The sequence below is a fragment of the Gorillibacterium sp. sgz306347 genome, from assembly GCF_059735245.1.
In genome coordinates this window covers 60,988-80,363 of the sequence record NZ_JCAPET010000010.1, presented here as the reverse complement: position 1 = coordinate 80,363, position 19,376 = coordinate 60,988, and the positions used below count along the sequence as shown (strand labels likewise).

16 protein-coding genes and 1 riboswitch are annotated in these 19,376 nt (G+C 61.4%); of the genes, 9 read left to right on the top strand and 7 right to left on the bottom strand.

The window, feature by feature from the left end:
* The first annotated feature begins 58 nt into the window (after positions 1 to 58).
* From AC6I6H_RS07810 to AC6I6H_RS07795, 4 genes are all read left to right on the top strand, one after another.
* Positions 59 to 361, top strand: coding sequence for a HesB/IscA family protein (locus AC6I6H_RS07810; protein ID WP_497953179.1), 303 nt, complete (start codon positions 59 to 61; stop codon positions 359 to 361).
* Between the two features lies 1 nt (position 362).
* Entirely contained in the window at positions 363 to 590 is a 228-nt protein-coding gene (locus AC6I6H_RS07805; RefSeq protein WP_497953178.1) for a YuzB family protein, read from the top strand.
* A 97-nt stretch (positions 591 to 687) separates the two neighbouring features.
* Entirely contained in the window at positions 688 to 1,536 is an 849-nt protein-coding gene (locus AC6I6H_RS07800; RefSeq protein ID WP_497953177.1) for a hypothetical protein, read from the top strand.
* Positions 1,537 to 1,554: 18 nt separating this feature from the next.
* Entirely contained in the window at positions 1,555 to 2,823 is a 1,269-nt protein-coding gene (locus AC6I6H_RS07795; RefSeq protein WP_497953176.1) for an MDR family MFS transporter, read from the top strand.
* A gap of 175 nt (positions 2,824 to 2,998) precedes the next feature.
* Here the strand turns inward: AC6I6H_RS07795 and AC6I6H_RS07790 are convergent, their stop codons facing one another.
* The 3 genes from AC6I6H_RS07790 to AC6I6H_RS07780 form a co-directional block, all read right to left on the bottom strand.
* A complete protein-coding gene (locus AC6I6H_RS07790; protein ID WP_497953175.1) occupies positions 2,999 to 5,158 on the bottom strand; it encodes a DNA topoisomerase III in 2,160 nt (719 codons plus the stop codon).
* A gap of 220 nt (positions 5,159 to 5,378) precedes the next feature.
* A complete protein-coding gene (locus AC6I6H_RS07785; protein ID WP_497953230.1) occupies positions 5,379 to 6,341 on the bottom strand; it encodes a DMT family transporter in 963 nt (320 codons plus the stop codon).
* A 150-nt stretch (positions 6,342 to 6,491) separates the two neighbouring features.
* A riboswitch (FMN riboswitch) is annotated at positions 6,492 to 6,642 on the bottom strand.
* A gap of 90 nt (positions 6,643 to 6,732) precedes the next feature.
* Entirely contained in the window at positions 6,733 to 7,902 is a 1,170-nt protein-coding gene (locus tag AC6I6H_RS07780; RefSeq protein ID WP_497953174.1) for a THUMP domain-containing class I SAM-dependent RNA methyltransferase, read from the bottom strand.
* A 54-nt stretch (positions 7,903 to 7,956) separates the two neighbouring features.
* On the opposite strand from AC6I6H_RS07780, the gene AC6I6H_RS07775 reads away from it, so the two are divergent.
* Positions 7,957 to 8,703: an O-methyltransferase gene (locus AC6I6H_RS07775; RefSeq protein ID WP_497953229.1), complete on the top strand. Its 747-nt coding sequence runs from the start codon at positions 7,957 to 7,959 to the stop codon at positions 8,701 to 8,703.
* A 184-nt stretch (positions 8,704 to 8,887) separates the two neighbouring features.
* Here the strand turns inward: AC6I6H_RS07775 and AC6I6H_RS07770 are convergent, their stop codons facing one another.
* Both AC6I6H_RS07770 and AC6I6H_RS07765 read right to left on the bottom strand, forming a co-directional pair.
* Positions 8,888 to 10,096, bottom strand: coding sequence for an MFS transporter (locus AC6I6H_RS07770; protein WP_497953173.1), 1,209 nt, complete (start codon positions 10,094 to 10,096; stop codon positions 8,888 to 8,890).
* A gap of 23 nt (positions 10,097 to 10,119) precedes the next feature.
* On the bottom strand, positions 10,120 to 11,304 hold the full coding sequence (locus tag AC6I6H_RS07765) for an MFS transporter (protein WP_497953172.1): 1,185 nt from the start codon (positions 11,302 to 11,304) through the stop codon (positions 10,120 to 10,122).
* 182 nt (positions 11,305 to 11,486) lie between these two features.
* Between AC6I6H_RS07765 and AC6I6H_RS07760 the strand changes: the two genes are divergently transcribed.
* The 4 genes from AC6I6H_RS07760 to AC6I6H_RS07745 all read left to right on the top strand — a co-directional run bounded on the left by AC6I6H_RS07760 (position 11,487) and on the right by AC6I6H_RS07745 (position 15,128).
* The gene (locus AC6I6H_RS07760) at positions 11,487 to 12,872 is read left to right on the top strand and encodes a CapA family protein (protein ID WP_497953171.1); all 1,386 of its coding nucleotides are present in this window, start codon (positions 11,487 to 11,489) and stop codon (positions 12,870 to 12,872) included.
* Positions 12,873 to 12,937: 65 nt separating this feature from the next.
* A complete protein-coding gene (locus AC6I6H_RS07755; protein WP_497953170.1) occupies positions 12,938 to 13,603 on the top strand; it encodes a fumarylacetoacetate hydrolase family protein in 666 nt (221 codons plus the stop codon).
* A 176-nt stretch (positions 13,604 to 13,779) separates the two neighbouring features.
* Positions 13,780 to 14,529 (top strand): DUF92 domain-containing protein, encoded by a 750-nt coding sequence (locus AC6I6H_RS07750; RefSeq protein ID WP_497953228.1) that lies wholly within the window; start codon positions 13,780 to 13,782, stop codon positions 14,527 to 14,529.
* 14 nt (positions 14,530 to 14,543) lie between these two features.
* A complete protein-coding gene (locus tag AC6I6H_RS07745; RefSeq protein WP_497953169.1) occupies positions 14,544 to 15,128 on the top strand; it encodes a GNAT family N-acetyltransferase in 585 nt (194 codons plus the stop codon).
* A 79-nt stretch (positions 15,129 to 15,207) separates the two neighbouring features.
* Here AC6I6H_RS07745 and AC6I6H_RS07740 read toward each other — a convergent pair whose 3' ends face one another.
* Both AC6I6H_RS07740 and pepF read right to left on the bottom strand, forming a co-directional pair.
* Entirely contained in the window at positions 15,208 to 17,271 is a 2,064-nt protein-coding gene (locus tag AC6I6H_RS07740; RefSeq protein WP_497953168.1) for a beta-propeller domain-containing protein, read from the bottom strand.
* A 167-nt stretch (positions 17,272 to 17,438) separates the two neighbouring features.
* Complete coding sequence (pepF, locus tag AC6I6H_RS07735; RefSeq protein ID WP_497953167.1) at positions 17,439 to 19,235, bottom strand: oligoendopeptidase F; 1,797 nt, start codon at positions 19,233 to 19,235, stop codon at positions 17,439 to 17,441.
* Positions 19,236 to 19,376: the final 141 nt, after the last annotated feature.

Here is a 19,376-nt window from a genome sequence, read left to right as displayed (position 1 = left end):
CGCGGGACCCGGCTTTCTTTTACAATGAGAAAAAAGATACCGAGGTGCAAAAAGACCGATGAAATGCAAAATTACCCGCAATGCGGCCAAAGTGATACAAAAGGAACTGGAAAAGGAAGAAAACCAGGGCCTGAAGCTTCGCGTCCTCGTGACGCACAAGCACGGCGACCATGCGCATTATGCCATGGATCTGGACAACCCTACCGAACAGGACGAAACCGTCGCGACCGACAAGGGCATCGAGGTTCTTCTCGACCGCAACGAGCCGCTTCTGGACGGGATCATCATTGATTACCTGTATCTTCCGCAGGAGGGGTTCGTGGTGACGAACCCGAGCAAAGGAAACCACGGGGATCACTAAGGTGGCAGCCAACGACATCCGCGTTTGCGACAAATGCAAGCACATGAAGATGAAGACGGTTCTTCCGAAGCTCCGCAAGCTGGCGCCGGACGCCACGATCACCGTCGGGTGCAAATCGTATTGCGGGCCCTGCGCCCGCAAAGCGTTTATTTTTATCAACGGGCGCTATATCACGGCTCCGACGGAAGACGAAGCCGTGGAGAAGGCGGCTCCGTTCGTCAAGCACTAACGGGTTCGCGTACAAGCGGACCGGGAGAAGAAAGGCGCCTGCGAAGGCGCTTTTTTTGTAATCCGGCTGCGGGCCTGAGGGAGACGGGGGATCGGCAATGGCACGTTACGGTTACTGGACGGCGGCGGTGCTCGCGGCCGCCGTGCTTCCCGCGGCGGCGGGCTGGCCTGCCTTCGATGCGGCGGCGCTGCTCGTCCGCAGTCTGCTGGACGGAGGATTGACCCTGCTGGCCTTATCCGGCTGGCTGGGTACGCAGCAGCCGGATCGGGGAAAACGGCTTGCGCTGGGCGGGGCGCTGGGCGGCCTGGCTGCCGGCGCAGTGTTATGGGCCGCGGCTTGTATCGCCGGCGTGCGCCTGCTGTCCGGCGCGGAAAGCGGCTGGCTGCCGATCGGGACCGCTTTGCTGCTGCTCACCGTCGGCGTCCGCCTTCATACCGGCCAGCCCGCCGCCGCCTGGCGGCAGAAGGTCAGCTTGCGGGCCGCCAATGCGCTGGAGGCGGGCCGCCCCGGCCGGCTGGCTTGGGTGGCGGCGCTCACCGTTCTCCGCGGAGCGGCCGAAGGGGCGCTCTATCTGCCCGCCGTAGCCGGGCAAACCGGGCCTGCGGGCTGGTTTGCCGGTCTTCCCCTCGGCGCGCTTATGCTGTTCGTTGCCGGATGGGCGCTGCCCCGGCTGCCCGACAAGCGGGACATCCGCTGGTTCGCGCTGTCGGGACCGGCGTTATCCGCGGCGCTGGCGCTTCGCCTGGTCGGCGTCGGCGTCGGCCGGCTCCAGGCGGAGGGGGCGATGGGGGCGACGCCGGCGGTTTTTTTGGACGGGGTTCTTGTTTATTCGTCCACCTGGGAGACCTTGTCGGCGCAAGCCCTGCTGCTCGCGGCCCTGCTCGCTTCCTTTGCGTACAGCCGCAAGAGAAGCCGGGACTTTTACCGTCAGATCAATATGCAATAATGCCGGATTGGAGCAGCCATGAGCCGATTTTATCGTTCCTTTATGCAGGCCCCGGGGAAGTATTGGGGCCAATTGAAAGAGCTTCACCCCGTCGTCCATATTCTTCTGATCGGAACGGTTATGGCGCGCGGCGCCTCGAGTATGAGCCTGCCGTTCCTCGCCATTTACCTGAGCCGGTCCGGCGACACCGGCATTTTTGGCACAAGCCTGATCATCGCCGTCTCGTCGCTTGCCGGTACCATCGGCGGTTTTTTCGGCGGCGCGATCTCGGACCGGATCGGGCGGCGCACCGTCATGCTGGCGGCGCTGTTTGGCTGGGGCGGCGTTTTTATCGGGTTTGGCGTGGCCCGGGAACCGCTTGTTTTTGTTTTCCTGAATATCGTCAACGGCCTGTGCCGTTCCTTTTTTGAACCGGTCTCGCAAGCGCTGATGGCCGATTTAACCGCGAAGGAAAAACGGATGAAGGTGTTTTCGCTGCGATATTTTGCCATTAACGTGGGCGTCGCGGTCGGGCCGCTGGCCGGAGCCTATTTCAGCACCCGCAACGCCTCGCTCGCCTTTATTTTGACCGGCGTCGTCTATCTGTTGTATGCCTTTACGCTGCATATCCTGCTGATTGTCTTCGGCATCCGCAAGATCGAAAGCGAGCAGAAAAAAGACACGACCCTGGCCCAGGCCTGGAGCGTAATTCGCCAGGACGTCCGGTTCCGCTATTTTCTGCTCGGAGCGACCATCAGCTCCATCGGCTATTCGCAGATGAGCGTGACGTTGGCGCAATACCTGGAAAGAGATTTTGTCGGCGGCGTAGAGCTGTTCGCGGCCATGCTGAGCCTGAACGCGATCGCCGTGCTTTTGTTCCAGCTGCCCCTGTCCGCCTGGTCGGCAAAGCGATCGCCGATTGTGGCGATTACCGTCGGCATGATCATGTATGCGTTCGGCAATCTGGGCTACGCCTTTTCCTTTAATTCCGTCACGTTCCTGGCGTCGATGTTCGTCTTTACCCTGGGTGAAATCCTTTCCTTCCCGGCGGGCAGCGTTCTGATCGACCGCATCGCCCCGGACGGCATGCGGGGCACCTATTTTGGCGCCCAGTCGTTTCAAAACATCGGCGCGTTTATCGGCCCGCTGCTAGGCGGTTTCCTGCTGGACGGTCCCGGCGGCGGCACGCTGTTCTCGGTCATGGCCGCGCTGTCCCTCAGCGCCATCTGGTTTTACCGGCGAGGGGATGCGCTCACCGAGCGGCAGGCCGCCCGGAACACTTCGGCGGCGGCACGGGCGGCGGACTGACCGGAATTACACGCGGTGGGCGCTGTCGCCGGAAGAAACCATACAAAAAAACTCCCCTTAATGCCTGTCGGGATCGGGCAAAGGGGAGTTTTTGCATGCATGGCGTTTTGACTGACACTCGCTAGCGAGCAGGAGAGTCCGGCCGCAGACAAAGGGAACGACTTCCCGGCCGGCTTTAGCCCTTCTTCTTCTCCATGGCCGCTTTCAACGCGTCGGCGAGGCTGTTTGCTGGCGGCGCGGCATCCTGGTAGCGTTCCACCAGGGCCCGGTTTTCCTTCGCAGCTTTCCGGCCGCCGCCGCTTCCGTCCAGCATTTCCACGAGGTTGCAGGGACGGCATTGGGCGAATTTGCCCGCCTTGCCGGTCCGGATTTCCATCCGCTTGCCGCATTGGGGACAGCGCTTGCTCGAGGTCGCCGGCTCGGCCGCGCGCCGGTAGGAGCATTCGCGGGAGGAGCAAACCAGCGTCTTGCCGCGCTTGCTTTTGATCTCCTGAAGGCGCTCGCCGCATTCCGGGCAGCGGCTTTGCGTCAGGTTATGCGGCTTGTAGGCGGCTCCGCTTTTTTTGACGTCCTCCACCATGCGGACCGTTTTCTCGCGGATGGACCGCATGAACCGGCCGGGGTCGCCGCTGCCCCGGGCGATTTGCTCCAGCTCGCGCTCCCACTCGGCGGTCAGCTCGGGCGTCCGCAGCTCCTCGGCGGCCAGCTCGATCAGCTGGAGGCCTTTGCTTGTCGGAGTGAGCGACGCGCCCTGCCGCTCGATCGTATCCGTGCCGAGCAGCTTCTCGATGATGTCGGCGCGGGTTGCCGGCGTGCCCAGGCCATGCTTCTCCATGGCCCCGAGCAGCGCCGCTTCCGTGAAGCGGGCGGGCGGCTCGGTGAAGCGGCGGTTCAGCACGCCGCGCTTGACCGGCAGCTTGTCGCCGCGCTTCACATCGGGAAGCCGCTGCTGCCGGCCGCCGGAATCGGAGCGCGGCTCGCCGTCCGGCCGCTTGCCGTCTTCCTCGTCGGCGTCGGTTAGCTCGCGTTCGCCGTACACGTCCTTCCAGCCGGCCTCGCGGATGATCCGGCCGGATGCGTACAGCCGCTCGCCGCCGGCTTCCAGCGTCAGCGTGGTTTCTTCATACCGGCAGGGCGGATAGAACAGCGCGATAAACCGGCGGACGATCAGGTCGTACAGCTTCCGTTCCTCAGCCGTCAGCGCGTTCAGATTGACGAACTGCTCGGTGGGGATGATGGCGTGATGATCGCTTACCTTGCTGTAGTCCACTATGCGCTTCGTCACCTGGAGCGGTTTGACCAGAAGCGGCCGGGCCAGCGCGGAATAAGGGCCGACGGCGACGCTTTCCAGCCGTCCCTTCAGCGTCGGCGCCATATCCTGCGTCAAATACCGGGAATCGGTGCGCGGATAGGTGACAAGCTTGTGCTGCTCGTACAGCTTTTGCAGCACATTGGACGTCTGCTTGGCGGAAAAGCCGTACCGGTTGCTGGCGTCCCGCTGCAGCTCGGTCAGATCGTAAGCGAGCGGCTGGGGAATCGTTTTTTCGGCTGTCTTGACGGCAATCACCTCCGCCGTTTTGCCGCCGAGGCCGCCCGCAATCCGCTCGGCCTTGGGAATGTCGAAGAGGCGGGCTTCTCCGTTCTCGGGGCATCTCCACTGCGCCTTGAACGAGCCGAGATCCGCCTCCACGGTGCGGTACTCCACCGGCTGAAAGCTCTTAATCTGCTTTTCCCGCTGCACCAGCATGCCGAGCGTCGGCGTCTGCACCCGTCCGGCAGCCAGCTGCGCCCCGTGCTTGGCGGTCAGCGCCCGGGTGATGTTGAGGCCGATCAGCCAGTCCGCTTCCGCCCGGCAGACGGCGGAGCGGAACAGCCGGTCATAATCCTTGCCCGGCTTGAGCGCGGCGAAGCCGTCCCGGATCGCCTTGTCCGTCTGCGAGGAAATCCAGAGCCGTTTGAACGGCTTTTTCCACTGAATCTGGTCCATGATCCAGCGGGCCACCAGCTCGCCTTCGCGTCCGGCGTCGGTGGCGATGACCAGGTCCGTCAGATCGGACCGGCGGCTCAGCTCGCGGATGCCGCGAAGCTGATGGCTTGTTTCCCGGATCGTTTTCAATTTCATCGGCTCGGGCAGCATCGGAAGGCTTTCCAGCTCCCACGTTTTCCATTTGGGGTCGTAATCCTCGGGCTCGGCAAGGGTAACCAGATGGCCGAGCGCCCAGGTGACCACATAGCGCGGGCCTTCAAAATGATGCTTTTGCTTGTTCGTGCAGCCGAGCACCCGGGCGATCTCCTTGGCGACGCTCGGTTTTTCGGCCAAAACAAAGGTTTTCATCGGCGATTCCTTTCCGAACGCATAAAAGAGGCCCGCGGATGGATCGTGGCGGGCCGCTTCGTTCCGGTCATTCGCAGTCTTGACAGACTCGTTAAACTTCTTGGTTCAATCGCTATAAGAATACCACGAAACGGGAGGCCGGGAAAAGCCCGCCCGCCGTCCCGGTCACGGACAGGGAGGCGGTCGGCATGCAGCGCTTTATAGGAGGGGCCTCGCAGCCTCAGGCTGCATTTGCCAGCGGGGCGGCAGCGTCCTTCTGGCGGGAAATGATAAACAGGGCGGTCCAGATCAGCAGAAACCCGGCGATTTCGTGGATTTTGACCCATTGCCCGACAATGATCCAGTTCATGACGACCCCGACCATCGGAAAGCTGAGCTCGGCCAGAGTGGCGACCGAAGCTTTGATGGTGGAGAGTCCTTTGTAATACACAAGAATGCCCAGCAGCCCCGGCAGGAGCGCCTGCCCGATCAAATTAATGAAAACGGCGGCGTTGGCGCCGAAGCCTTCCGGCAGGTTCCAGGCTGCGCCCTGGCTCCACGTAATGGCAAACAGGAAGGGGAGCGCCAGGATGAACCGGAGGGACGTGACGGTTTCGTACTGCAGCTTGCCGAGCGACAGCCGGCCCATGACGGTTGATCCGCCCCATAGCGCCGCTGCGCCAAGCGACATCAGGCTGCCGATCTGCGCAAAATCGTTCCAGTGGCCGAACGGAAGGGTAAAGCCAAAGGTCAGCAGGTACGTGCCCGCCAAAGCGAGGACAAGCAAAAGACCGAACCGGCGGGGCAGCGTTTCCTTCAGCAGCATCCGCGCCATGAGGATCGCGAACAGGGGCTGAAGCTTTTGCAGGAGAAGCACGGCGTTGGGATTGCCCGATTGCAGGCCCATTGTAAACAGCAGCGTCGCCAGCGCCGAGCCGCCCCAGGAAAGGAAGAGCAGCGCGGCGATGTGCTTGGCGCGCAGTCCCCGCAGCTCACCCCGCCGTTTCCAGATCATCGGTATCACGAACAGCACGATCAGCACATGCTCCAGCAAAACGATCTGCGCCGGCGTCATCGCCTTCAGCAGAATGATCCGGAACAGCGGGTCTACGCCCCAAAGCGCCGCTCCCAGCACGACCAGCCAAAACCCGCTGCCGGCTCCGAATTTAAACCTTGGTTTTCCGACCGCCATCTCCGTACCCATGTTGACATTTGCGCTCACTTCGTTTGTCTCCTTCTTGCGAACAAGGAACCCGTCAAACCAAGAAACCCCCGCAGTCGAAAAATTCGACGTACGGGGGCCGGATTAAAGAAACGTGCGGCGAGTGTTTCAAAAAACGCGCGCATGTCTGTCTCCGATCTTCTTCCATCCGGACTTTACCGTCGGCCCCGGAATTTCACCAGGTCAGCCGCATTCCTGCAGAGGAATACGGGTCGCGGGCTTTGCGCGCTTCGATCGCACGCTCACCGCCGGTCAGGAATTTCACCTTGCCCCGAAGATCCTTATTCGTTTTCTTTTGATTCTACTCCAAATCCCCGCGCAGTCAAGGACAAAATTGTGAACATTGTCACAAGCGGCGAATCAGGCAGCGAAATCAGCTTTCCGCCGGGTTTTTGGAGCCCTCGGAACCGGGTGTGCGGGGAGGGCGGCTGCCGAAAAACTGGTAATAGGCGCATTCGATCCGGCCGTTAAACAGCTTGCGCTTTTTGTTGGCGGGTTTTCCGAAGTAATGCTCCAGCTGCTTGCTCGGCGTCAGCACAAAAACCGACCAGCTGTCCAGCCGCTGAATCATCGAGCCAAGCCCGCGCAGGGCGACGGTCGCTTCGTCTTTGTCGCCTAGGCGCTCGCCGTAGGGCGGGTTTGTGATCAGGCAGCCGCTTTCTCCCTGCGGCTTTGCGGACGAAACCGGCTCCACGGAAAAGCGCAGCTCCTTCGACAGCCCCGCCGCGCGGGCGGACGCCTGGGCGACCTCGATGGCGGCCGGGTCGATGTCGGAGCCGCGAATGTCGAGCGGCACATCATCCCGGACGGAATCGTAGGCCTCGTCGCGGGCTTCTTCCCAGGCGCTGTCGCCGATAATCGGCCAATGCTCGGAGGGGAAGGAGCGCCGCAGGCCGGGCGCGAGGTTCCAGCCGATCATCGCCGCCTCGACGGGAAGAGTGCCCGAGCCGCAAAACGGGTCGTAAAACGGCCGGTCCGGCGTCCAGCGGCTGAGCAGAATCATCGCGGCGGCGAGCGTTTCCTTAAGCGGGGCTTCCGTGACCAGCTTGCGGTAGCCGCGCTTATGCAGGCTCGGGCCGGTCGTGTCGATGGTCAGCGTGGCAATGTCGTTCAGGAGAGCGACCTCGATCACGTACCGCGCGCCCGTTTCCGGGAACCAGTCGGAACGGTAGCGGGATTTCATTTTTTCGACGACGGCTTTTTTGACAATGCCTTGGCAGGCGGGAACGCTGGACAGCTGGGATTTATGCGAGCGGCCTTCGACAGGAAACTCCGCGTCACCGGGAATCCAGTCCGGCCAGTCCAGCGCTTTGGTGCCTTCAAACAGCTCGTCAAAGGTCCGCGCCGGGAATTCGCCCATTTTCACGAGAATCCGGTCCGCGGACCGCAGCCACAAATTGGCCCGGCAGACGGCGTCCGCGTCTCCCTTGAAGGTGACCCGTCCGTTTTCGGTGAACGAATCCGTATAGCCCAGTTCCTTGATTTCCCGGGCGACCACGGCTTCCAGCCCCATGGGGCAGGTGGCGATCAATTGCATGTTCATCGGTTAGCTCCGTTTCATTTTCTGTTTTGGGTGGCAATCTTGTATAGTTAGAGTATAGGCAAAGCCTGCACGGATGACAAACATCGGCGGAAGCGGGCGGATCAGACAAGGGAGTGGCACAGGAAAATGGACAGCAAGGAAGCGGAACGATACGCGGATTCCCTATATGCGCGCGATGAACAGCTGGAGGAAGCGCTTGAAGCCGTCAGGCAAAACGGCATGCCGGAGATTTCGGTTTCGCCGGGCTATGGACGGCTGCTCACGCTGCTGGTGAAAATAGCGGGCGCCCGGTCGGTGCTGGAAATCGGAGCGCTCGGCGGCTACAGCGGCATCTGCCTGGCGCGCGGTCTTCCGTCCGGCGGACGGCTTGTTTCGCTGGAGCTGAAGGAGGAATTCGCCCGGGTCGCGCTGGAGCAGCTGACACGGGCCGGTTTTGCCGGAAATGTCGAATACCGCACCGGCGACGCGCTGGAAAGCCTGAAACGGCTGGCGGACGAGGGCCGCAGGTTTGAATTGGTTTTTATCGACGCGGACAAAATCCAGGCGCCGGACTACCTCGAATGGTCGATCCGGCTGACCGGTCCGGGCGGAGTCATCGTCGGAGACAACTGCTTTTTGCACGGGAAGACGCTGGACCCGGCAAGCGACGGACCGGGCGTGCGCGGCATCCGGCTGTTCAACGAGCGGGTCGCCTCGGACCCGCGGCTGGAGAGCACGCTGCTGCCCGGTTATGACGGGCTTGCGATCGCCCGGGTGAAGGGGGAACGGCGAACGGTCGCAACTTCCATTCTGCCGCATTAGCAAAAACAGGAGCGTCGGCGTCATCGAAGGATGACGTTCGGATGCTCCTGTTTTTTTGCCGCTTACTGCGGATGACGATGCGAGGGACGGGCAGCAAGGAAATGGCCTGCAACATATGGCCGGCCCGAAACGTTATTTCAGGAAGGACGCCGCGTATGACGGCCTTTCGTTTACGGAAGCCGGATCAAGCCGGACGCTGCGCGCGATTCGGCCGGTTCAGGGACCGGCGCACCCAAAGCGCGTTGAGCAGCAGGAGGCCGGCGGATACGAGAAACACGCCTTGAATTCCATAGAGCGGGGAAATTAACCCGCCTGTGATCGGGCCCAGCACATTGCCCAGGGCGAGCGTGCTCGTGTTCAGGCTGTAGGACCGGCTTTCCATGCCCTCCGGGGTATATTTGCGGATGAGGGTATACACCGAGGGCAGCAGCCCGCCCATAAACATGCCCTGGACGAAGCGCATGGCAAACAGCTGCCAGACGGAGGTTACAAACGCTTGCGGGATAAAAGAGCAGGCGACGCCGATCAGGCAGAGGTTCAGCACCCGCTGCGAGCCGAACCGGTCCCCGAGCTTGCCGAGGAACGGAGAGACAATCATGTTCGAAATCCCGTTTGCGGAGCTGACCAGGCCGGCGAAGAACGCCAGGTTTTCGGCTTGTCCGTGCAGGTCCTGCACAAACAGCGGCAGAAGCTGCGAGGGGCCGAGCAGCGCGAACTGGAACAGAAACGTCACCGAGAACAGCGCGGGCAGCTCGCGGACATGGGAAAGCTCGCGGAAGCTTTGGAAAAGCGACATTTTCGGCTGCTTCAAAGCGGCCTTCCGGTCAAAATTGTCGTGCAGCAGGAACGTAATGAGCAGGGATGCGACAACAAGCAGCCCGCCGGTCAGGAAGAAAATGTGCCGGTAGCCGATCACGTCGGCCAGCAGGCCGCCGATGAGCGGGCCGAGAATCGTGCCCGCCACGCCGCCTGACTGGAGCATGCCCATGGCGAAGCCGATCTTTTCCTTCGGCGTGTTGGCCGACAAAACGGTCACCGACGCGGGGACAAAGCCCGAGATGGTGCCGTTCAGCAGCCGCAGCAGCAGAAGCCACCAGGCGTTGGTGGCAAAGCCCATGCAGGCGATGACAATCGCCATGCCGTAGCCGGAGCGAAGCAGCATCAGCTTCCGCCCGTACCGGTCGGCGACCCCTCCCCAGATCGGCTGAAAGATAAACGAAGTGACAAAGTTGGCGGAAAAAATCAGCCCGGACCAGATGGCCACCTCATGCGGATCGCTCATGCCGAGTTCCTGAAGGTAAAGCGGCAGAAACGGCGTGACCATCGTTGTGCCGGCCAGCGCAATAAACTGCCCCAGCCAGAGGACGGACAGATTGACTTTCCATTTTTCCATTGAGAAGGACTCCCTTTGTTTCCTTATTCGGTCAAGACGGACTTGCGGTACAGGATCAGGCAAAAAGCGGCGGCGGCCAAGCCGATTCCGCCCCCAAGGTAAAAGCCGCTCGCGAGGCCGAACGAATCGTTCATCCAGCCGGCGAGAAACGGGCCTCCAAACATGCCGAGCGAATAAACCGCCTGGTAGAAGCCCATGGAGGTTGCCCGTTTCTCGTGTTCCACGCCGTGGATGGAAAGGCTGAGGAACAGCGGGAAATAGAGGCCCTGGCTGAAGCCGTTGACCGCCTGCGTCAGAGCGAGTACCCCGTAAGCCGGGACGGCGGGAATGAGCAGCGTGCAGACCGCGCTGGCGAGAAATCCGGCCAGCAGCGTATTCCGGGCCCCAAACCGGGGGGCGATCCAGCGGCCGCTGGCGAAATTGGCGAACGCGTGCGGAATCATAAAAGCACATACCAGCCAGATCAGATCGGATTTGCTGGCGCCGAGGGCCTGGGCCTGCAGCGGGGTAAACCCGAACATGGTGATAAAAAGAATGCTGTGCGCCAGGATCGACAGCACCGAAACGGAGATCAGGGACGGCGTCAGGACACGCTTCAGCCCGGCAAGCCGGATCGGCTCCCGGACGACGCCGCCCGCGGGCTCTTTTACAAACGCAAGGCCGGCGAGTCCCGCCAAGCCGAGTCCCGCGCCAAGCATGAACAGAAACGGATACCCCCGGGTATCGGCGAGCCAGCCGCTGCCGGTCATCCCGGCCAACTGGCCTACGGCGGTGATGACGGAGATGCTGCCCATCGCCTTGGCCGTTTCATGAGCGGTAAAATAGGCCGAATAAAGCACGGTAAACGCCACCCAGGCCGAAGCGGAGACGCCGGCCAGCGCGCGTGCGGCAAGCGGCCATGCCGCCCCTTCCAGGGTGAAAATCAGGCAGCTTGCGACCGAGGAGGCCAGCCCGAGCAGCATGAACGGTTTGCGCTTCATCAGGCGGTCGGAGGCGATGCCCAGCGGCAAACGCAAAAAAAGCTGAACGAGCCCGTAGCTGCCCAGCACAATTCCGGTATAGGAGAGGGACAGCCCGCGCGATTGCAGATAATCCGGCAGTACCGGAACATAGCTGTACATGGAGGCCCAATAGCACAGTGTGACAAGCACAAAAACAAGATGGTCCCGGCCGGTCGGAGAAAAGGCGGCGGGTGCGGCGGCTTTCATGATCAGGGTACCCCGTTTCGGACAAGATTCTTTAACTGTAACGCAAACGGCCTGCAATTGCCACCCGGTATCCCGGCGCGAAGGGCGCGGCCTGCGTGGTTGGGAGGTGATTTGTTTGCTATAATGGTTCCGTTGCGGAATCATTCCGACTGACTCATACATAGATAAAGGGGTTCTGAACCATGCCATCTTCGAACATGTCGCGCGTGAACCGCAAGCGCAAGAAACAGCGCCGGTTCCGCTTGCTGCTTTTGACCGCCGCGGCCGCCACCGTGTTGATCGTTTGGGCGGTGCGCGGGCTTTGGAACGATTCCCGGCAGGCGGAGGCGCCGCAGCCTTCGCCGACGGCGGCGGCCGGACAGTCCGCCGCTCCGCCGGCGCCTGCCGCCACCCTGCCGCCGGCGACCGCCGCCCCGTCCGCTACGCTGCCGCCCAGCGCGGAACCGTCCGTGGAGCCGACGCCCGCGGCCAGCCCGACGGAGGCGCCATCGGCCGGTTCGCCGTCGGAAAGTCCGGGAAGCGCCGGCAGCACGGCTTCCCCGGACACCGCCGGTACCGCGGGAGACGGCGGGACGTCCGCTGCGCCTGCGGTTCCTTACGACCCGGGCGTTTTTACCGATCCCGACCGGATTCAGATGTCGTTTGTCGGAGATGTTCTCCTGGGGAGCACCGTGGAAAAGCTGCTGGCGCAAAACGGGTACGACTACCCGTATAAACAGGTGCTGTCCTACTTGCAGCGGCCCGACCTGACCATCGCCAATCTGGAAACGCCGATTACGGAACGCGGCACCAAGCAGCAAAAAGAATACGTCTACCGCTCCTCGCCGGAGGTGCTGCCGGCTTTCCAAAAGGCGGGCTTTGACCTGGTCAATCTGGCCAACAACCACATTCTCGATTACGGCCAGCAGGGGCTGCTTGATACCTTCGATCATTTGAGCGGGGCAGGCATCCCGTATGTAGGCGCCGGACATAACGCCGCCGAGGCGTTCCAGCCGGTGATCCTGGAGAAAAAAGGGATGACCATCGCATTCCTTGGCTTCAGCCGCGTCGTTCCCGAGCAATCCTGGAAAGCGGGGCCTTCCTCTCCGGGCGTGGCGGATACCTATAACCACACGCTGCCTGTGGAGGCCATCCAAAAAGCGGCGAAGCAAGCCGATCTCGTGGTCGTGATTCCGCACTGGGGCGTGGAGCGCAACGATCTTCCGGAGCCTTACCAGAAGGAATTGGCCCGCCGGTATATCGACGCCGGGGCGGATCTTGTGGTCGCGAGCCATCCGCATGTGCTCCAGGGGTTCGAAAATTACAAAGGCAAATGGATCGCGTACAGCCTGGGCAATTTTATTTTCACCACCAACAACACGCCGAAAACCTGGGACAGCTTAATTCTGGAGGCGTCCTGCACGAGGGAAGGAGAGTGCGCCGTGAATGCGGTGCCGGTTCTCACCAAAGCCGCTCAGCCGAAGGTGATGACCGAAGCGGAAGCGGAGGCTCTGTTTAAAAGGCTGACCGAAATGTCGTTCGGGGCCAGCGTGCTGAAGGACGGCCAGATTGTGACCGGACGGCGTTAAGGCAGCTGTAGGACAGCAACACAAACCGTGCGCGGCGAAACGGCCCGCAAAAGGAGACACAAACGATGCAAACGTCGAATCCGGAAATCCGAACTGTTTATTGTGTAGGCCGAAACTACCGGCTCCACGCCGAGGAGCTGGGCAATGCCGTTCCGGACAGCCCGATGCTGTTCATGAAGCCGGGGCATGCCGTTGTTCCGGCGGACGGCGGCATCCTTGCACTGCCCGGAAACCGGGGGGACGTGCACTATGAGGCCGAGGTGGTGCTTCGCGTCGGCCGTCCTTACGAGGCCGGCATTAAAACGGATGACCTGGTGGATGCGTTGGCCCTCGGGATTGATTTCACGCTTCGCTCGGTGCAGGACGTGCTGAAGGCGAAGGGCCATCCGTGGCTGGCGGCCAAAGGCTTCCGGAATTCGGCTCCGATCGGGCCGTTCCGTCCTTATCCCGGCGCTTCCGCGTTCGATACTCCGTTTTCTCTCCGGAAGAACGGGGAGCAGGTTCAACTAGGCCGGATGAGCGACATGATCTTTTCGCCGCAAACGCTGGTCGACTTTATCGCGGAGCATTACGGCCTGGGGCCGGGCGACCTGATCTTTACCGGTACGCCGGCGGGAGTCGGACCGGTAGGGAACGGCGACCGCTTCGAGCTGTTCTGGGACCGGAAGCCGGCGGGAGCGTTTACGGCTCTTCTGGCGGACGGCGGCACACCGGAAGGGACCGGCCGTTGATTCCCGTCCGCGCGGATTCGGCCGGATGGACGGGCTTGCTTGACGCGGCGGACGCCGTCAACCGGATGTTTGGCCCCGTGCTGCCGGGAGGGAGCTGGGCCTGGGCGATCGGCCTGCTGGGCAGCATGGGCATCGGGGCTTATGCGTACCGGAAACGCGCTTTGACCTTGTCCGGCGTGCTCGCCTCCATTCTGATCGGAACGCTGCTTTATGCCTTCGGCCGCACGGTCTGGTTCGGCACGCTGATCGCCTTCTTTGCTTCCTCGACAGCGTTGTCCCTCTGGAAAAGGCAACGGAAAGCGAAGGCCGAGGAAGGGTACGAGAAAACCGGAACCCGGGACGCCGGCCAGGTGTTCGCCAACGGCCTGCCGGGTGCGCTTCTGTGCCTGGTATGGGCGTGGCGGCCCGATCCGGTCTGGCTCTTCGCGTTTGTCGGCGTGATGGCCGCCGTAACCAGCGATACCTGGGCAACCGAGGTCGGCGGTCTCAGCAGGAAGCCGCCCCGGTCGATTCTGACCGGCAAGCCGGTTCCGGCCGGGACCTCCGGCGGCGTATCGGCGCTCGGCTCCGCGGCTGCCGCGGCAGGCGGTTTATTTATCGGCCTGGCGGCGGTTGTGTTGACCGCGGCGGATGCGGCGCTGGCCGGTTCGTTTGCCGGCTGGCTGCGCACGGGCGCGCTTTTGCTGGCGGCCGCATTCATCGCCGGCGCGGCCGGGGCTTTTGCCGATTCGCTGCTCGGGGCCACCGTTCAGCGCATGTACCGCTGCCGGTCCTGCGGCCGCCTGGTGGAGCGCCGCGTTCACTGCGGCAAGCCGGCCGACTTTGTCCGCGGCATCCGCTGGATGAACAATGACGCCGTGAATGTCGTCAGCTCGCTTGCAGCGGGCGTGATCGCCGCCGGAATCGGGTTTCTGGGGTTAGGCTGAAAGGGGAGAGCAGCATGAGCAAGTGGACCAGTCGGAGAGCGGACGGCCTGATTATGCCGGAGGAGGGAAGCGTCTTTTTGCGGCCGCTGCTGCCGGAAGACGCCGAAGCGCTGCTGGCGATGCGGCAGGAAAGCCGGATGCATTACGAAACGTATCAGCCTGCCCGGCCGGAAGAATTCTACACCCTCGAGGCCCAGCAGGAGGAAATCGAGCGCGGCGCCGCCTTGATGGAGGAGGATACCCAATACACATTCGGCATTTTCCGCCTGGACACCGGCGAGCTGGCGGGCCGGATCAGCCTGTCCGCCGTGCATCGCGGCGTCTGGCAAAACGCCAACGTCGGCTATTCCGTCGGCGTCCGCCATCAGGGCAAGGGCTTCGCCGCGCAGGCCGTCCGGCTTGCCGCGTCGTTCGCTTTCCGCGAGGCGGGGCTGCACCGTCTTCAGGCTGCGGTTATGCCCTGGAACACGGCATCGCTGCGCGTCATGGAAAAAGCCGCCTTCCGCCGGGAAGGACTTGCCGAACGGTACTTATACATCAACGGCAAGTGGGAGGACCACTACCTGTTTGCCCGCACGGCGGAGGAAGACGACTTGTAGCGTTATGCGGGAAGCCGCACCAAAGAGCCCCTTTCCCCTTTTGCGGGAGAAACGGGGCTCTTTGGTTTTGATTGACTGATTATTCTCCGGGAATCATCAGCTTTCCTTGCTCCCGCAAATCACCGAGCGCGCTGGCGCGGATTTCGGAAGAAGACAGCGTATACAGGGTGTCTCCGATGTAGAGGAGCCGCTCGACGGTTTTCCTTTCGTCTTCGGAATAGCCGACCCTCCGGGCCTCCGCCTGCTCCTTTTCCGATTGATGCGTAATGGCCCCTCTCCGTTGAAAGCCGTTCTGCAAATCGAGCGTATAAACGTAAGCCCCCTGAAAGGAAAACGCCCCGTATTGCGAAACCTCCTCCCGGGATTCCGAACCTGTTTTCTCCGCACTCCCGGTTTGGCCGGCTTTCCCGGCCGTGTTTTCCGTTTTGTGCTTCATTACGGTGACGGGAAACGCCAGCAGGTTCTTTTCCCGGCTGAACAAAAGTGCTTTGTGATCGCGCAGCAGCGGAGAGTCCGTCCCCCGGTCGCCGATGGTTTCCTTGAACAGTTCCTTCGGGTTGTTGACGTCGCTGACATCGAACAGGGCGATTTTCATCCCCTGATAGTAGGCGGTGGTGCCGCCGGTAAAGCCGCCGCTCTCCGCTTCCACCGTGTCCTTGCCGAAGCCGATCAGATGCGTTTCGTCATAGGGATGCAGGTAGTCGCTGTAGCCGGAAATTTTCAGCTCGCCCAATACGCCCGGTTTTTCCGGGACGGACAGGTCCAGCACAAAGAGCGGGTCGACCGTTTTAAACGTAACCAGGTAGGCGCGGTTCCCCATAAAGCGGGCGGAATAGATTCGTTCGCCAGGGGCAAGGTTTTCCAGCTTGCCCGCCGTTTTCAGGCTGCTGTCCAGCACATAGACGTTGTTTTGGGACCGGTAGCCGTCTGCGGCCCAGCCTTCTCCGCTCGTTGTCGCAATGCGGAAGTAGCCGCCGTGTTCATCCATGGAGAACTGATTCAGCACGGTGCCCGGAACCGTCCCTTTTCCGCTGAAGCGAAGCGCCCCTTGCTCAAGCCGAAACTTGTAAAGCTCCGTTTGTGCTTCGGTTCTGTGCCCCGAAAACAGTCCGCCGTCCAGCCAGGATTTCCGGTCGTATGCGGTCAAGGCGACGTAAAGGTTTTCCGTGGAGCAGTAGATGGTCTCCCCGGCCCCCAAATAACCGTCCACTTGAGCTTCCTCGTCAGGCTCCGCCAGGTTAAGGCTGGCGACCGTCAAATAAGAGTCCATCTCCGACCCTGGAAAATAGCGAATCTGATCGTAATCCAGCTTGCGGAAATCCGGCGAAACCGCCGTGTCGCGGTAGACCAGGGCGGCGTCTTCTTCCCGGTCGCCCTCCGTAATGGCGTAGCGGTCGAGCCAGCGGTTGGCCAGCAGGTAAAGCGTGCCGCCGATTTTGCGGCTGGACAGATAATGGCCCTGCAGCTCCAACTCGCGTACTTTTTTCGGAGCGGATTTGTCCGTCAGGTCGTATACGATGGCAAGAGTGGTGGTGGAGGTGCCCCAGCCGGGGACGAGGTCGCTTGTGACTGCTGCTCCGACCGGCTCCGGCCCGTTCGGATGGGAAGCGGCGGCGAGAACGATCAAACGGCTTCCATCCAGGTACAGCTCAAGCGGAACAACGCCCGATTCAAAAGGAATCAGGCTTGCAAGCGTCATACCTCCTGCGGGTACTGCCCGTACCACCGCAATCCGGCTGCGGTTGACCTGATACAGGTATTCGCCGTCCGTCTTGACCAGGTCGGCTTCGTCTACGCCCTGCACCTGCACGTTTGTCTGAGAATAACCGCCGGCCGATTGGGCGGGGGCGGAGGAGCTTTCTCCGCCTTTGGCGGACGAGGCGACGACGGCCTCTTGGGCGCCTGTCGCCGCCCCGTCCAGGGTCTCATACCCGATACCCGGGGCGGAAGAGGCTTTTCGAAGCAGCTTGCGGAGCTGGCTGAACGAGCCGACAGCCGGAAGCGCCTGCTCTTCCGCGTCTCGCGGATTCATTTTGTATGCCGCCGCAGGGGACGCTTTGAGCGGTTCGTCCGCTCCGACGGCCAAAAAGGCGGAGAAGAACAGAACGCAGGCGAGCAGGGAAGCCGTACCGATTTTTTTCAAAGGGATCTTCCTTTCCGAAGACTTGGCTGCCCCTTAGACGTCCGATCCGGCAAAAAGGTTTCAATTGCCAGTTATGGATTTTTTCTTTTTGCGGCGGATGTGAAAAAGCCCGCCCGGCCGGCAAATCGGCGGGGCAGGCTGCGCTTTTGTCTGTTTCCTTGTGAAGCTTATGCGTCCTTCGTCAATTCTTCCATTTGCTCGATCAGGCTTTTGAACACGGCCATGGCCTGCTTGATCGGCTCGGGAGAGGACATGTCGACGCCGGCTTTTTGCAGGATATTGATCGAATAGTCGCTTCCTCCGCTCTTCAGGAAGCCGAGGTAGCGGTCGACGGCGGGTTTGCCTTCGTCCAGAATCTGCTTGGAGAAGCTGGTCGCGGCCGAGAAGCCGGTGGCGTATTTGTACACGTAAAAGCTGTTGTAGAAATGGGGAATGCGGGCCCATTCCATCTCGATGTCCTGGTCGACCTCCATGTCCTTGCCGTGATAGAGAACGTTCAGGTCGTAGTAAATCTTGCTGAATGCCTGCGGCGTCATCGACTCGCCGGCTTCCATCTTCTCGTGTGTAATTTTCTCGAATTCCGCAAACATCGTTTGGCGGAACACGGTCGTCCGGAATTGGTCGGCGTAGTAGGTGAGCAGGTACATTTTGGCTTTCGGGTCGTCCGTCTTTTTGAGCAGGTAATCCATCAGCAGCGCTTCGTTGAGCGTGGATGCGACCTCGGCCAGGAATATGGTGTACTGTGCGTCGCGGTAGCTTTGGTTCGTGTCGGACAGATAAGAGTGCATGGCGTGGCCCATCTCATGCGCCAGCGTAAACATGCTGTTCAGATTGTCCTTGTGGTTCAGCAGCACGTACGGATGGGTGCCGTAGGCTCCCCAGCTGTAAGCTCCGCTGCGTTTTCCCTCGTTTTCGTAAATGTCGATCCAGCGGTTTTGGAACCCTTCGTCCAGCACCTTCAGGTAGTCGCCGCCAAGCGGCTTCAGCGCCTCGGCCACCATTTGCTTCGCTTCGTCGTACGTGATGTCCCACTTGAACTCCTCGACAAGCGGGGCAAACAGATCGTACATGTGCAGCTTGTCGACCTTGAGCAGCTTTTCCCGCAGCTTCAGGTAACGCTGGAGCAGGGGGAGGGATTCGTGGATCGTCTCGATCAGGTTGGTGTATACCTCGGTCGGGATTTTGTCGCCATAGAGGGACATTTCCAGAACGGACGGGTATTTGCGGGCGCGGGCATAAAAGATATTCTTGTTGATGTTCGACGCCAGCGTCGCCCCGATGGTGTTTTTCAGTTTGCCGTACGTGTCGTACATGGCCTTGAATGCGGCTTCGCGCACCTCGCGGTCTTTGCTTTCCAGGAACTGGATGTACCGGCCGTGCGTCAGCTCCACCTCATTGCCTTCCTCGTCCTTCACTTTGGGGAACTTGAGGTCGGCGTTGTTCAGCATGTTGAAAATGGTGCCGGGTGCGCCTGCGATGTTGCCGGCCTGCGCGAGCAGCGCTTCCTGGTCTTTGCTCAGGACGTGCGGCTTCTGGCGGATCATCTCGTCGAGCGTCCGTTTGTACGGGGCGAGCTGGGGAGCTTTCACCAGCGTTTGCAGCTGTTCGTCCGAAAGCGCCAAAATTTCCGGCGTGATGAAGGACAGCGCCTCGTTGACTTCGACGCTCAGCTTGCGGGCCTTCTCGGAGAGGGCCTGCGGGTCCGGCTCGGCCGTGTCGCCGTGGTGCAGCATGCTGGCATAGACGTACAAGCGCTCGGTATGTAAAGAGATTTCGTCCTCCAGCGCAAAGCAATCCTTCACGGCGTCGGCATCCGCCAATTTGCCGTGGTACTGGCTGAACTTGCCCAGGGAGCCCTTGACTTCCTGATATTCCTTGTCCCAGGCGGCCTGGTCGGCAAACAGGTCCTCCAGCTTCCATTGATGCTCCACGGGAACGTCTTTGCGTTTCATGACTTCATTCATCGGAATCCTCCTCGCGTGCGGTTGGGATGCAGCGCGCTGCTTGCCTGCCGGAACCGCTTGCGCCTGCAGGGGCAGGACGGTTTCGGCAGCCAAACAAACGGCCAGTAACAAGCTTACGGTACGCTTCATAACGGGGCACCT

Bases quoted from the DNA above. Each gene is read 5' to 3' on its own strand.
- AC6I6H_RS07760 (WP_497953171.1), top strand. From the start codon at position 11,487: ATGCCATCTTCGAACATGTCGCGCGTGAACCGCAAGCGCAAGAAACAG.
- AC6I6H_RS07745 (WP_497953169.1), top strand. From the start codon at position 14,544: ATGAGCAAGTGGACCAGTCGGAGAGCGGACGGCCTGATTATGCCGGAG.
- AC6I6H_RS07790 (WP_497953175.1), bottom strand. From the start codon at position 5,158: ATGAAAACCTTTGTTTTGGCCGAAAAACCGAGCGTCGCCAAGGAGATC.
- AC6I6H_RS07770 (WP_497953173.1), bottom strand. From the start codon at position 10,096: ATGGAAAAATGGAAAGTCAATCTGTCCGTCCTCTGGCTGGGGCAGTTT.
- AC6I6H_RS07765 (WP_497953172.1), bottom strand. From the start codon at position 11,304: ATGAAAGCCGCCGCACCCGCCGCCTTTTCTCCGACCGGCCGGGACCAT.
- AC6I6H_RS07795 (WP_497953176.1), top strand. From the start codon at position 1,555: ATGAGCCGATTTTATCGTTCCTTTATGCAGGCCCCGGGGAAGTATTGG.
- AC6I6H_RS07785 (WP_497953230.1), bottom strand. From the start codon at position 6,341: ATGGGTACGGAGATGGCGGTCGGAAAACCAAGGTTTAAATTCGGAGCC.
- pepF (WP_497953167.1), bottom strand. From the start codon at position 19,235: ATGAATGAAGTCATGAAACGCAAAGACGTTCCCGTGGAGCATCAATGG.
- AC6I6H_RS07810 (WP_497953179.1), top strand. From the start codon at position 59: ATGAAATGCAAAATTACCCGCAATGCGGCCAAAGTGATACAAAAGGAA.
- AC6I6H_RS07780 (WP_497953174.1), bottom strand. From the start codon at position 7,902: ATGAACATGCAATTGATCGCCACCTGCCCCATGGGGCTGGAAGCCGTG.
- AC6I6H_RS07800 (WP_497953177.1), top strand. From the start codon at position 688: ATGGCACGTTACGGTTACTGGACGGCGGCGGTGCTCGCGGCCGCCGTG.
- AC6I6H_RS07755 (WP_497953170.1), top strand. From the start codon at position 12,938: ATGCAAACGTCGAATCCGGAAATCCGAACTGTTTATTGTGTAGGCCGA.